Origin of the sequence: Tabrizicola oligotrophica (genome assembly GCF_011008935.1) — a bacterium.
GTDB classification, from domain to species: Bacteria; Pseudomonadota; Alphaproteobacteria; order Rhodobacterales; family Rhodobacteraceae; genus Tabrizicola_A; species Tabrizicola_A oligotrophica.
This window is the reverse complement of the sequence record NZ_JAAIVJ010000006.1, coordinates 172,003-184,745: the sequence shown is the minus strand read 5'-3', so window position 1 is coordinate 184,745 and position 12,743 is coordinate 172,003. Positions and strand designations below refer to the sequence as shown.

Genomic DNA, 12,743 nt, shown 5'->3' with positions numbered 1-12,743 from the left:
GCCTGATACAGCTGATTCTAGCAATATTTGAGGGGGATTGCCAACACATCTGCGTCAATGGCGGGAACTCGCCGGAATTGTCGCGCCAGACTGGCTGGGTGTCGGGAATGGCCCGCTCAATGGCGCATCGGTGCCAGCGCGCCGCGCACCTCGGCCGGAATGCGCGCCGCCTGACCGCCCTCGTGCAGGCAGACCAGCGTGACGGCGGCGGTAAAGAGGCGCTCTTCACCGCGCCAGACTTCCTGCCGAAGTTCGATCCGTGCCCCGCCCAGCGCCAGAAGCTCGGTCGTGACCTGCAACGCGTCGTCGAACTTCGCCGGTTTCAGATAATCGGCCTCCAGCCGGCGCACCGCAAAGACGATGCCCCGCCCCGCCTTCAGCGCCGCCTGATCCACCCCGCGCGCCCGCACCCATTCGCTGCGCGCCCGCTCGATGAATTTCAGGTAATTGGCGTAATAGACAATGCCGGCAAGGTCGGTGTCTTCGTAATAGACGCGGATGGGGTGGCTGTGGGCGGCGAGCTTGGCGGTCATGGGCGCTCCTTTGCGGTCAAGGCTAGTTTGGCCGCACGGGAACGTCCACCCTTGCGGCGGCGCCCCTGCATTCCGACATCTTGGGCGCAAAGGAGTATCCCCATGATCCGTGCCCTGCTTGCCACCACCCTTTTCGCCCTGCCCGCCCAAGCCGAGGAGATCGGCCGCGTCGGCGTCGACTGGGTCGGCAATGATATCATCATCGAAGCCATCGCCGACCCCAAGGTGCAGGGCGTGACCTGCCATGTCGCCTATTTCGACCGCTCGATCTATGATCGGCTGACGCAGGGCAACTGGTTCGAGGATCCCTCCTATTCGGCGGTCGATTGCGTGCAGACCGGCCCGGTGGTGCCGGGCGCCATCGACAAGGGGCCGGAGGGCGAGACGGTGTTCTCCGAACGTCAGTCGCTGATCCTGAAATCGCTGAAGGTGACGCGGATCTATGACGAGAAGAACCGTGCGCTGATCTACCTTGCCCATGCCAATGAGGTGACGCAAGGCTCGGGCAAGATGTCGATCTCGGTCATTCCCCTGCCGTGATCCGGGCCAGTTCCGCCGCGTTCTCGGACAGCGCCGCCATGCCTTTGGGCGTCAGACCGTAAATGCCCTTGGCCTGCCGCTCGAACCAGCCATAATGATCATCGCGCATCAAGGTGGTGGCGCGGGCCGTTCCGGTGGCGCGGGCCACCTCGGCCCCTTTCATCGCGCCCCCCGCCAGCGCCTTTGCGCAGCGCAAGGCATCCTGCCGATAGGCCGTCATCCGCGTGACGCCGGTGCTGCCGCCCTGATTGGGATCGCCGACCCGGCGCTGAAACTCGCGCAGCAGCCGGCCGGCGCGGGCGGGATTGCGGCGCGGCTGATAGGGGCCGGGGTCAAGATGCGCCTCCACCCCCTGCCCCGGGCTGACGGCCAGAAGCCCAAGGCCAAGACGCCGGCACAGCGCGACAATATCCTTGTAGCGCGCCGGCCACCCCTTTTTCGGCGCGGGGACGGCGAGATAGACCGTGTCAAACAGCGCCTGCCGCGCCACACCCTGCAACACCAGCGCCAGCGAGAAGGAAAGCTTCATCTCGACAATCACCGGCGGCTCATCCCCCCGCACCGCCATCAGATCGCAAGCGCCGATCTCGGCCTTGACCTCATAGCCCTGCGCCTGAAGAAAGGCCTTCAGGTCCGGGTAAAGGTCGGCCTCCTTCACAGCCGCGCCGCCAGCCGGTAGGCATGCGACGGGTCACTGGCAACGGCGGGCAGCACCTTGTCATAGGCGGCGCGGATCACTGCGGCGATGTCGGGCCGCAGGATCACCGCCTCGCCCGCCCGGCCGAGGGGCGAAGTCGTGGCAAAGGCCTCCTCGCCCCAGAGCAGGATCACCTGCACCGCCTCGTTCAGCGCCAGTGTCTCCGCCGGCATCTCCGACAGCGCCGCATCCATGCGCAGGAACACGAAGGCCGCCTTGATCGCACCCGTCGCGTCGAACCGGAAGGCGCGATACTGGTTTGCCCCGCTTGCCGCCAGCCGGGCGCAGAGTGGCGCAAGGTCGGGGATCAGCCGCTCAAGGTTCGGCACCTGCGGCAGCTCCGCCCAGTCGCGGAAGAAGAACACCATCAGGTTCGCCCCGAGTTCCGGGTCGGTCTCGGCCATCCGGTGCCCGGCCAGCGTCACCACCGCCTCGACTGCGCCCTTGACCACCGCAAGCGTGGCGTCGTCGACGCCAAAGACCACCGGCACGATCGGCCGGCTCCAGCGGGCGAAAAGATAGCTCCCGTCCTTGCGGGTAAACAGCCGCTGCACCTGATCGGGGGTCATGCCCTACTCCTTCAACCAGCGGCCCCACTTCTCCTCGAACGCCGCGCCAAGGTCGATGCCGCGAAGGGCGGCAAACATCAAGAGGAGGCCGAAAACATTTGCGCCGCTCCTTCGCAAGGCGAAGGAGCGGCAGGTCTTGTTTCTCGCCTCTGGCCTGCGGCCAACCGGCTCGGCGGTCTTTGGATATTTGAACCACGTTGAAGCCTTCAATGTGGACCAAATATCCGCGGGGGTGAGGCGCGCGGGCGCCGAGGGGGGTGAAGCCCCCCTGCCGTCCCGAGCCGGTTGGCCGCAGGCCAGAGGCGAGACCCAGATTGCGGCGCAAGCCGCTCCGTCTTCTAGCCGTCAAACAGATCGCTCTGGCTCGGGGCTTTCGGTGCGGCAAGGCCCAGATGCGCCCAGGCCTTGGCCCCCAGCATCCGCCCCCTCGGGGTGCGCAGGATCAGGCCCTGTTGCAGAAGATAGGGCTCGATCACCTCCTCGATGGCATCGCGCGCTTCGGACAGCGCGGCGGCGATGGTTTCCACCCCCACCGGGCCGCCGCCGTAATTCTCGGCCAGAAGCGACAGATAGCGCCGGTCGCCGCCGTCAAGGCCCAGATGATCCACCCCGAGCCGCGTCAGCGCCCGGTCGGCGATGGCGCGGGTCAGCCGGCCGTTGCCCTCGACCGTCACGAAATCCACCACGCGCCGCAACAGCCGCCCGGCAATCCGTGGCGTGCCGCGGGCGCGGCGGGCGATCTCGCGGGTGCCTTCCGGCTCGCTCGTGATCCCCATCAACCGGGCGCCGCGCGCCACGATCAGGTCCAGCTCGTCCTCGGTGTAGAAATTCAGCCGGGTCGGAATGCCGAAGCGGTCGCGCAGGGGCGTAGTCAGAAGGCCAAGCCGCGTCGTGGCGCCGACCAGCGTGAACGGTTGCAGGTCGATCCGCACCGTGCGCGCCGCCGGGCCTTCGCCGATGACGAGATCCAGCGCGAAATCCTCCATCGCCGGGTAAAGCACCTCCTCGACCACCGGCGACAGGCGGTGAATCTCGTCGATGAACAGCACATCGCGCGGCTCGAGATTGGTCAGGATCGCCGCCAGATCGCCGGGCTTGGCCAGCACCGGACCCGAGGTCATGCGGAACCCCACCCCCAGCTCGCGCGCCATGATCTGCGCCAGCGTGGTCTTGCCCAGACCGGGGGGGCCGTGAAACAGCGTGTGGTCCATCGATTCCCCACGCATGCGCGCCGACTGGATGAACACCGCCAGATTGGCCCGCGCCTCGGCCTGACCGACGAATTCCTCCAAGGCCTGCGGACGCAGCGCGCGGTCCAGATCCTCGGGCAATTTCTCGGGGCGCAGGGTGGGATCAGAGGTCATGCCTTACGCCTTCGGGGCCAGAAGCTTCAGACTGGCGCGGATCAGGGTCGCCGTGTCGGCCTCGGGGTTTTCGCCGGCGATGGTCGCCACCGCCTGCGCCGCATCTCCCTGCCCGTAACCAAGGTTCATCAGCGCCGACAGGGCATCAGCCGTAAACGCCGCGCGCGACGGACCGGCGTTTGCTGCATTGGCGGCCTTCCTCACCGGAGCCGCCGGCGTGAAAGGCTCCAATACCGTGTCATCCGCCTGCGCCGTCACCGCAAGGCTGGCGCCCATGGCCATCACCGACCCGGCCTTGGCCTTCAGCTCCAGAATGATCCGCTGCGCCAGCTTCGGCCCGACGCCCGGCGCGGCCTGAATCGCGCGCTGATCGCCAAGGGTAATCGCCCGGCCGACGCCTTCGGCCCCCAGCGTGCCAAGAATTGCCATCGAAGCCTTGGCCCCCACCCCCTGCACTGTCATCAAGAGCTTGTGCCACTCTTTCTCCAGCATGGTCGGAAAGCCGAAAAGCTGCAGCAGGTCCTCGCGCACCAGAAGCTCGGTATACAGGCTGACCGCCTCACCCAGACCCGGCAGGCCCGCCAGCGTGCGGTCGGACACGTGCACGACATAGCCCACACCGCGCACGTCGATCAGCACTGTGTCGCCGCCGCGCCAGTCGAGCCGCCCCGAAATCTTGCCGATCATCCCGCCGCCCTTTTCAATGCCGCCTGCAACCGGCCTGCGCTTTGCAGATGATGCGCATGGCAGATCGCAATCGCCAAGGCATCCGCGGCATCCGGCCCGGCGATTTTCACACCGGGCAGATGCAGGCGCACCATGTGATCGACCTGATCCTTGGCGGCATGGCCGACGCCGACGATGGATTTCTTCACCGCATTCGGGGCATATTCGCCGACCGTCAGCCCGAACTGCGCCGGAACCAAAAGCGCGATGCCGCGCGCCTGACCGAGTTTCAGCGTCGCCACTGCGTCCTTGTTGACGAAAGTATGCTCCACCGCCGCCGCGTCCGGAGCATGGGCGCGCAGCACCTCGGTCAGTTGGGTGTGCAAGCTGACCAGCCGTTGCGCCAGATCGCCCTCGCCTTCGCCCGGGGCGGAATGGCAGATACCATTGGCAACATGGCTGAGACGCGCGCCCGCGACGTCGATGATTCCCCAGCCAAGATTCCTGAGCCCCGGGTCGATTCCCAACACCCGCATGCCCGCCCCCCGTTTTTCGTGTTTTTTCCCGATTAGCACGAAAAGAGAACATCCGCCAAGTGAATTGCAGGCCTGGCGCTTTGTAACAGGTTTGTTATGCAAACGCAGAAACTCGACGGGGCACGCCACAAAAGCGACATTTCCGTCGGTATCAGCGCGCCAGCTCGCAGAAATGCGGCAAAATTGGGGCAAAAAGCCATGCGCGGCACGCATTGCGGCCATGCCGGAAGTCCCATTGCTTCGCACCTGCAGCATGACTATTTTCCTGCCATCGAAGGCAAACAGATGCCTTGCATATGAGCAGTTTGTGAAAGGATACCCGCTATGGCCGCCTATGAGACGTCCCGCGCGGCGCCGTTTGGCGCCATCGCCATTTTCCGTTTCGTTCAGTCGCTGAACGACAAGACCGCCGCCCTTGCTGCCTGGAATGACGCCCGCGTCACCCGCAAGGCACTGGGCAAGTTGTCGGACCGCGAGCTTGAAGATATCGGTCTGTGCCGGGGCGACATCGAGACGATCGGCCGCTGAGCCACGTCTGCGCAGGAATGCACAAAGCCGCCGCCCGGATGCCGGGCGGCGGCTTTTGCTTTCCTGATCCCTGCCTGTGGACCCTGCCTCGAAACTGGCGCACCGCACCTTGCGCCAGAACAATTCAACTCTTGATTGCGACGACGGCCTCGCCGATCTTGTCGGCGACATAGGCGGTGACGGGATCGACCTGCATCAGCCAGCCGCCAAGACGGTCAAACCCTTCTCCCGCCGACAGGGCGGCAACGCGGGCGTCGTAGACCGCAGAGCCCACGCTGTGCAGGATGGCGCCTTTCAGACCGATGGCCGCAAGGGCGACAAAGACGAAGGGCATGACGCGCACCCGGCGGCGGGCCTTGCGGCGGCCATAGGTGATGGATCGACCAAGGGTGCCGGGGGCTTCGTGCCCATAGCCTTCGGCTTGCGCTTTCTCGAAACTCGCAACCCGGCTATAGAAGTCGACCAAATTCGTATCGTACATGATACCGGCTCCACGCATTACGCCCCCACAGGGTATTCGTGATGCGATCAGATTGTGTCAAAATCTGGGCAGGGAAGCCGGTTAAGCCTTGGATTTGACAGAAACAATTCAGTTCCGTTTCAGCACCAATGCCGACCACTCGCCCAGATCCTCGCGCGAAACCGGGGTGAAGCCGGCCGCGACATAGGCTGCCGTCACCGCCTCGGCCTGAACCGCAAGCAGGCCGGACAGGATCACCAGCCCGCCCGCCGCGCAATGCTGCGCCATGTCGGGGGCCAGTTCGATCAGCGGACCTTTCAGGATATTGGCGAAGATCAGGTCAAAGGGGCCGGCCTCATGCAGGCGCGGATGGGCAAAGCCGGCTGCCTCAAGGCATTCGATCCGGCCTTCCAGCCCGTTGATCGACACATTGGCCTCGGAAACATCAACCGCCACCTCGTCGATGTCCGAGGCAATCACCAGCGCATCCGGCAGCACGGCAGCGGCAGCAATCGCCAGCACAGCAGTTCCCGCGCCGATGTCGGCCACCTTTGCAGGGCGCAGCCCCTCGGCAAAAAGCCGGTCGAAGGCGCGCAGGCAGCCCAGCGTCGTGCCGTGATGGCCGGTGCCGAAGGCCACCGTCGCCTCGATCTGCAAGGCCACCCGACCGGGATCGGCGGGAACCTTGTCGGCATCATGGCTGCCATAGACGAAGAACCGCCCGGCCTCGACCGGTGCCAGCTCGCGCCGGACATGGGCGACCCAGTCGACATCGGGCACTTCGGAGATGACAAAGGGCCGGGCCCCGGCCTTTGCCGCCAGCGCATTGATCGTCGCGGTGTCGGGGGCCTCCGAGAAATAGGCACCGACCTCCCAAAGGCCGGAGCCATCCTCGATCTCGAAAGCGCCGACGCCATAGGGCGCGGGGTCCAGAGTTTCCATCGTCCCGGCCAGGGCGCGGGCCATGCCCTCGCCCGGCAGCGTGGTCAGCGCCGACCAGGTGTGCTGCGACACGCTCGTCACCTCAAAGGCCGCCGCGCCAAAGGCCTCGGCCAGAACCGCCAGCATCACCTCGTTCGGCGGCAGCGAAAACGTCGCCGCCACCTGCACCAGTCCGGCCATGCCCTCGACATCATAGCAATCGGCGGTCAGCGCCGGCGGCTGCATCCGCTCCAGCGCCTCGGCCAGCGCGAAAGCCGCCTCATCGCCTTCCAGCGTGGTTTGCGCGATGAACATGGGCATGGGGGCCTCCGGAGTTGTCTCCGGCGGGCTTAGGCCCTCGGCCCAGCCCGGTCAAGCAGTCAGCCCGATCGGGCAAGTGACGCCGGTGCCGCCCAAGCCGCAATAGCCCTGCGGGTTCTTGGCCAGATATTGCTGGTGATAATCCTCGGCATAGTAGAACACCGGTGCCGGCAGGATTTCGGTGGTGATCGCCCCGTGACCAGCGGCCCGCAAACGCCCGGCATAGATTGCCTTCGACGCCTCGGCCGCGGCGGCCTGTTCGGGCGTATAGGTGTAGATCCCCGAGCGATAGGTCGAGCCCGTATCATTGCCCTGCCGCATGCCTTGCGTCGGGTCATGGTTTTCCCAGAACAGCTGCAACAACGCCTCATAAGAGGTGACAGCCGGGTCATAGATCACCCGCACCACCTCGTTATGGCCCGTCAGCTGGGTGCAGGTTTCTTTGTAGGTCGGGTTCGGCGTGATGCCGCCGGCATAGCCGACCATGGTCAGCCAGACGCCAGGAGCCTGCCAGAACTTGCGCTCGACACCCCAGAAGCAGCCCATGCCGAACATCGCCTCGGCCATGCCCGCCGGCACCGCGGATTTCAGGTCGATCCCCGACAGAAAATGCGGCTCGGTCACGGGCATCGGCTCGGGGCGGCCGGGAAGGGCGTCTTCGGGGCGGACCATCTGCATCTTGGCGCGGTCGATAAAGAACATCGGGCATCTCCTGTTTCTGTTGCCTGATATAGGGCAAAACAAAATCCTTCGAAGGATTTTGGCAAATTTCTTCGCAAGAAATTTGGGCTGCCCCGGCAGCCCCGGAGTTTTGCCAAAGCTCCGGAGCGATTTCTGCGGCAGAAATCGACTAGTAGAAACTCTGCGGGTCGATGTCGATGGCCAGCCGCAGGTTGGCCGGCAGCTTCATCTGCCCCACCCACTCCGCCAGCGCCGCCTGCAAGGGCGCGGTCTTGTCGGCCCTGACCAAGAGCCGCACCCGGTGCCGTCCGCGCACGCGGGCAATCGGCGCCGGGGCCGGGCCGAACACCTGCGCACCGACGCGGCGCAACGGCTCGTCCCGCCGCGCCAGTTCGGCCCCGAAGTCAAAGACTTGTCCCACGTCGGGCGAGGACAGGATGATCCCCGCCATCCGCCCGTAAGGCGGCACCCCCGCCGCGCGGCGTTCGGCGGCTTCGGCCTTCCAGAACGCCTCCTCGTCGCCGCCCAGAATCGCGCGAATGACGGGGTGTTCCGGCTGGTGGGTCTGCAAAAAGGCCTCGCCCGGCTTGTCCGCCCGCCCCGCCCGGCCCGCCACCTGCCGCATCAGTTGGAACGTCCGCTCCGCCGCCCGCAAGTCCGAACCCTGCAGGCCAAGATCGGCGTCGATGACGCCGACCAGCGTCAGCAGCGGGAAATTGTGCCCCTTGGCGACGATCTGCGTGCCGATGATGATGTCGGCGCCGCCTTCGGCAATATTGACCACCGCCTCTTTCAAGGCCCGCGCCGAGCCGAACAGGTCCGACGACAGCACCGCCAGCCGCGCTTCGGGGAAGCGCGCCGTCACCTCCTCGGCCAGCCGCTCTACCCCCGGGCCGACGGCGGCCATGCGCCCCTCCACCCCGCAGGCGGGGCAGGCCACCGGCACGGGCTTTGTCGCGCCGCATTGGTGGCAGACGAGGCGCTTGAGGAACCGATGTTCTACCATCCGCGCGTCGCAATCATCGCAGCCGACCTGATGCCCGCAGGCCCGGCAGAGCGTGATCGGCGCATAGCCCCGGCGGTTCAGGAACAGCAGGCTCTGCTCGCCCTTGGCCACACGCGCCTGCACTTCGGCCGCCAGCTTGGCCGAAATCCAGCGGTCAGAGGGCAGGGTTTCGCCCCGCATGTCGATGGCCTTCATCGGCGGCAATTCCGCCGCACCAAAGCGCGCGCCCAGATCGACCCGGCCATATTTCCCGGCCTCGACATTGGCCCATGTCTCAAGACAGGGCGTCGCCGACGCGAGCACGACAGGACATCCAAGGATGCTGGCCCGCAGCACGGCCATGTCGCGGGCGTTGTAGATTACGCCCTCCTCCTGCTTGTAGGAGGTGTCATGCTCCTCATCGACCACGATCAGCCCCAGATCGCGGAACGGCAGGAACAGCGCCGAGCGCGCGCCGACCACGAATTGCGCGCCGCCCTGGCCGACCATCTTCCACAGCCGGCGGCGTTCGGTCATCGTCACGCCGGAATGCCATTCGGCCGGACGGGTGCCGAAGCGGGCCTCGACACGCGAGAGGAAATCCGCCGTCAAGGCGATTTCCGGCAACAGAACCAGCGCCTGTTGCCCGGCGCGCAGACATTCGGCCACCGCCTCAAGATAGACCTCGGTCTTGCCCGAGCCGGTGACGCCCTTGAGCAGCGTCGCCGCAAAGCCGCCGCCGATCTGCGCCACCAGGGCATCCGCTGCCGCCACCTGATCGCCCATCAGATGACTGGCAATCTTCGGCTGCATCGGCGGATAGGGCAGATCGCGCGGAGTGTCCTCCTCGGCAATCACCCCGAGCTTGACCAGACCTTTCACCACCGATGCCCCGCAGGCCGCCTCCTCGGCCAGCTCGCCCAGCGTCACCGGCGCCTGCCCAAAGCGTCTGAGCGCCTCGACCACCCGGAACCGCGCTTCGGTCAGCTGGTTCGGCACCGGCCCGGCCAGCCGGTAGACCTTGCGCATCGACACCGCGTCGCCCAAACCCGGCGCGCGGGTGGCAAGGCGCAGCATGGCGGCAAGGGGCGTCAGCGTGTAGTCGGCGGCGCGGGTGAGGAAACCGCGCAACTCGGCCCGCATCGGCGCAGCGTCCAGCACCCGACCAACCGGGCGGATGCGCGCGGGATCAAACCTGCCCTCACCCGGCCCCCAGACCACCCCCAGCACCCGGCGCGAACCCAGCGGCACCTCGACGAAATCGCCGTCGCCGCAGCCGCCCTCGGGCGCCTTGTAGTCCAGAACGCGGCCCAAAGGCTCGGTGGTCAGAACCCCCACCAGCTCACCCGCCGCGTAAACCCGTTCGCCCGAAACCGCTGCTGTCATCTGCTCTTTGCCTTGCCCCCCATATGGGGTAAACCCCGCCCCAAGCCCCCGCAACCCATACCGGAAGGACCGTGCCATGAAATTCTTTGTCGATACCGCCGATGTCGATGCCATCCGCGAACTCCATGACCTTGGCATGGTGGACGGGGTCACCACCAACCCCTCGCTGATCCTGAAATCGGGCCGCGACATTCTGGAAGTCACCAAGGAAATCTGCTCCTTCGTCGAAGGTCCGGTCTCGGCCGAAGTCGTGGCGCTGAAGGCCGACGAGATGATCGCCGAAGGCCGCAAGCTGGCCGAGATCGCCCCGAACATCGCCGTCAAGGTGCCGCTGACCTGGGACGGGCTGAAAACCTGCAAGGTGCTGTCGGACGAGGGCAAGATGGTGAACGTCACCCTGTGTTTCAGCGCCAATCAGGCGCTGCTGGCCGCCAAGGCCGGCGCCACCTTCATCTCGCCCTTCATCGGGCGTCTCGATGACATCAACCTTGACGGGCTGGAGCTGATTTCCGACATCCGGCAGGTTTATGACAACTACGGCTTCGACACTCAGATCCTTGCCGCCTCGATCCGCACCGCCAACCATGTCACCCAATGCGCGCTGATCGGCGCCGACGTGATGACCGCGCCGCCCGCCGTCATCAAGGGGCTGGCCAATCATGTGCTGACCGACAAGGGGTTGGAGCAGTTCATGAAGGACTGGGCCAAGACCGGCCAGAAGATCCTGTAAGACGGTCCGGCAGCCGCCGGTGCAACCTTCGGCCGGGCGGACGCGCGCAGTCCGCCCGGCCATTTGCGCCACTCTGAACGGCAAGACCGCAGGCGCGCGGCGCACGCTGTCAAAATGCTGGAGCCTTCAGCCTGTTCCATGCTAGAAGGTTGAAAAATGTAAAGCCCGCTTGTCGAGCGGCGGGTGTTGGGGCCGGGACGGATGATGGATCAGGACATGCGGGACCGCATTCTTGCGGAACCCGAAACGCTTCTGGAAGACCGCGACGTGATGAACGCGCTCATCGGCGCGAACGAGCGGCTGATGGGCTCAAACATCGTCGATCTGCGCGGCATTGCGATGGAGCGGCTGGAGAACCGGCTGGACCGGCTGGAAGACACCCACCGCACCGTGATTGCCGCCGCCTATGAGAACCTCGCCGGCACCAATCAGGTGCATCGCGCGATCCTGCAGATGCTCGACCCGCTCAGCTTCGAGGACTTCCTGAAGACCATGGCCCATGACGTGGCGCAGACCCTGCGGGTCGATTGCGTGCGGCTGGTGCTGGAATCGGTGCAGGAGGCCGAAGATCCGACGATCCGCAAGCTGGGCGACGTGCTGTATGTCGCCGCCCCCGGCTTTGTCAGCGATTACCTGACCGGCGGGCGCAATGTGCCCCAGCGCCCGGTGGTGCTGCGGCAGGTGCAGCCGCAATCGGACGCGATCTATGGCGAACGCGCGGGCTGGATCCGCTCCGAGGCGTTGATGAAGCTTGATTTCGGCAAGGGCCGGCTGCCCGGCATGCTGGTCCTTGGCGCCGAAGACCCGCACCAGTTCAAGCCGACCCATGGCACCGACCTGCTGGCCTTCTTCGCCGGCATCTTCGAACGCACCATGCGGCGCTGGCTGTCATGAGCTCGGGCGGGCTGGCAATCTCTGCCGCCCAGCGCGCCGCGCTTTCCCGCTGGCTGGACCACCTGCGCGCCCTGAAAGGCGCGGCCGAGAACACGCTTGCCGCCTATGGCCGTGACGTCGGCCAGTTCCTTGATTTCCTGAGCCAGCATCACGGCGGGCAAGAGGGGCTGGCAGCCCTGACAGCACTGGGTCAGCCCGACCTGCGCGCCTTCATGGCCGCGATGCGCGACCGGGAGATCTCGCCCCGGTCCATGGCACGCAAGCTGTCGGCGGTGAAGAACTTCCTCGCCTTCGTCGCCGATCAGGAGGGCACCGACGCCACCGCCGCCCTGTCGGCCCGTGGCCCGAAATTCCAGCGCAAACTGCCGCGCCCGCTGGCCGAGGAGGCGGCGCGCGACATCATTCAGGTGGTCGGCGATCAGGCGCGCGAGGACTGGATTGCCGCGCGGGACATGGCGATCGTGACGCTGCTGTACGGCTCGGGCCTGCGGATTTCCGAGGCCCTCGGTCTGACGGGCGCGGCCCACCCCCTGCCCGAGATGCTGCGCATCACCGGCAAGGGCGGCAAGGAGCGGCTGGTGCCGACGCTGCCGGCCGCGCAGCACGCGGTGGCCCGCTATGCTACGCTCTGCCCGATGGACCTGCACAAGGACGCCCCGCTGTTTCGCGGCGCCCGCGGCGGCCCCTTGAACCCGCGCCTTGTGCAGAAGGTCATGGAGCAAGCCCGCCTGCAGATGGGCCTGCCCGCCACGGCAACGCCGCACGCCCTGCGCCACAGCTTTGCCACGCATCTGCTGGCGGCCGGCGGCGATCTGCGCGCCATTCAGGAACTTCTGGGTCATGCCTCGCTGTCGACGACGCAGGCCTATACCGCTGTCGATGCTGCCCGGCTGATGGAAGTCTACGAAAAGGCCCATCCAAGGGCCTGATCG

The 12,743-nt window shown here is 66.2% G+C and carries 15 protein-coding genes; 5 read left to right on the top strand and 10 right to left on the bottom strand.

Annotation, left to right across the window (positions count from 1 at the left end; translation table 11 throughout):
• Window positions 1–116 precede the first annotated feature (116 nt).
• Complete coding sequence (ybgC, locus tag G4Z14_RS11920) at window positions 117–533, bottom strand: tol-pal system-associated acyl-CoA thioesterase (RefSeq protein ID WP_164625971.1); 417 nt, start codon at window positions 531–533, stop codon at window positions 117–119.
• A gap of 102 nt (window positions 534–635) precedes the next feature.
• Here ybgC and G4Z14_RS11915 point away from each other — a divergent pair, with 102 nt between their 5' ends.
• Window positions 636–1,073 carry a CreA family protein gene (locus tag G4Z14_RS11915; protein ID WP_164625969.1) on the top strand — a complete coding sequence of 146 codons (438 nt, stop codon included), beginning with the start codon at window positions 636–638 and terminating at the stop codon, window positions 1,071–1,073.
• On the opposite strand, the gene G4Z14_RS11910 is transcribed toward G4Z14_RS11915, so the two are convergent.
• The 5 genes from G4Z14_RS11910 to ruvC all read right to left on the bottom strand — a co-directional run bounded on the left by G4Z14_RS11910 (window position 1,057) and on the right by ruvC (window position 4,905).
• On the bottom strand, window positions 1,057–1,731 hold the full coding sequence (locus tag G4Z14_RS11910; protein WP_321573032.1) for a DUF2161 domain-containing phosphodiesterase: 675 nt from the start codon (window positions 1,729–1,731) through the stop codon (window positions 1,057–1,059). The two genes, G4Z14_RS11915 and G4Z14_RS11910, sit on opposite strands and share 17 nt — an antisense overlap.
• Entirely contained in the window at window positions 1,728–2,339 is a 612-nt protein-coding gene (locus G4Z14_RS11905) for a hypothetical protein (protein ID WP_164625967.1), read from the bottom strand. Before G4Z14_RS11905 ends, G4Z14_RS11910 begins: the two co-directional genes overlap by 4 nt.
• 338 nt (window positions 2,340–2,677) lie before the next feature.
• The gene (ruvB, locus tag G4Z14_RS11900; RefSeq protein WP_164625964.1) at window positions 2,678–3,703 is read right to left on the bottom strand and encodes a Holliday junction branch migration DNA helicase RuvB; all 1,026 of its coding nucleotides are present in this window, start codon (window positions 3,701–3,703) and stop codon (window positions 2,678–2,680) included.
• A 3-nt stretch (window positions 3,704–3,706) separates the two neighbouring features.
• A complete protein-coding gene (gene ruvA / locus G4Z14_RS11895) occupies window positions 3,707–4,390 on the bottom strand; it encodes a Holliday junction branch migration protein RuvA (RefSeq protein WP_164625962.1) in 684 nt (227 codons plus the stop codon).
• On the bottom strand, window positions 4,387–4,905 hold the full coding sequence (gene ruvC, locus G4Z14_RS11890; RefSeq protein WP_164626093.1) for a crossover junction endodeoxyribonuclease RuvC: 519 nt from the start codon (window positions 4,903–4,905) through the stop codon (window positions 4,387–4,389). Before ruvC ends, ruvA begins: the two co-directional genes overlap by 4 nt.
• 324 nt (window positions 4,906–5,229) lie before the next feature.
• Here ruvC and G4Z14_RS11885 point away from each other — a divergent pair, with 324 nt between their 5' ends.
• Window positions 5,230–5,433: a DUF1127 domain-containing protein gene (locus G4Z14_RS11885; protein ID WP_164625960.1), complete on the top strand. Its 204-nt coding sequence runs from the start codon at window positions 5,230–5,232 to the stop codon at window positions 5,431–5,433.
• Window positions 5,434–5,557: 124 nt separating this feature from the next.
• Here G4Z14_RS11885 and G4Z14_RS11880 read toward each other — a convergent pair whose 3' ends face one another.
• The 4 genes from G4Z14_RS11880 to G4Z14_RS11865 form a co-directional block, all read right to left on the bottom strand.
• Entirely contained in the window at window positions 5,558–5,914 is a 357-nt protein-coding gene (locus G4Z14_RS11880; RefSeq protein WP_164625958.1) for a hypothetical protein, read from the bottom strand.
• A gap of 108 nt (window positions 5,915–6,022) precedes the next feature.
• Entirely contained in the window at window positions 6,023–6,859 is an 837-nt protein-coding gene (locus tag G4Z14_RS11875; protein WP_227751699.1) for a 50S ribosomal protein L11 methyltransferase, read from the bottom strand.
• A 327-nt stretch (window positions 6,860–7,186) separates the two neighbouring features.
• A complete protein-coding gene (gene msrA, locus G4Z14_RS11870) occupies window positions 7,187–7,837 on the bottom strand; it encodes a peptide-methionine (S)-S-oxide reductase MsrA (protein ID WP_164625956.1) in 651 nt (216 codons plus the stop codon).
• Window positions 7,838–7,985: 148 nt separating this feature from the next.
• Window positions 7,986–10,187, bottom strand: a complete 2,202-nt coding sequence (locus tag G4Z14_RS11865) for a primosomal protein N' (RefSeq protein ID WP_164625955.1) — start codon at window positions 10,185–10,187, stop codon at window positions 7,986–7,988.
• Between the two features lie 76 nt (window positions 10,188–10,263).
• On the opposite strand from G4Z14_RS11865, the gene fsa reads away from it, so the two are divergent.
• The 3 genes from fsa to G4Z14_RS11850 all read left to right on the top strand — a co-directional run bounded on the left by fsa (window position 10,264) and on the right by G4Z14_RS11850 (window position 12,740).
• Window positions 10,264–10,917, top strand: a complete 654-nt coding sequence (gene fsa / locus G4Z14_RS11860; protein WP_164625953.1) for a fructose-6-phosphate aldolase — start codon at window positions 10,264–10,266, stop codon at window positions 10,915–10,917.
• Between the two features lie 201 nt (window positions 10,918–11,118).
• Entirely contained in the window at window positions 11,119–11,811 is a 693-nt protein-coding gene (locus tag G4Z14_RS11855) for a DUF484 family protein (protein ID WP_164625951.1), read from the top strand.
• Window positions 11,808–12,740: a tyrosine recombinase XerC gene (locus G4Z14_RS11850; protein ID WP_164625949.1), complete on the top strand. Its 933-nt coding sequence runs from the start codon at window positions 11,808–11,810 to the stop codon at window positions 12,738–12,740. Before G4Z14_RS11855 ends, G4Z14_RS11850 begins: the two co-directional genes overlap by 4 nt.
• Window positions 12,741–12,743 lie beyond the last annotated feature (3 nt).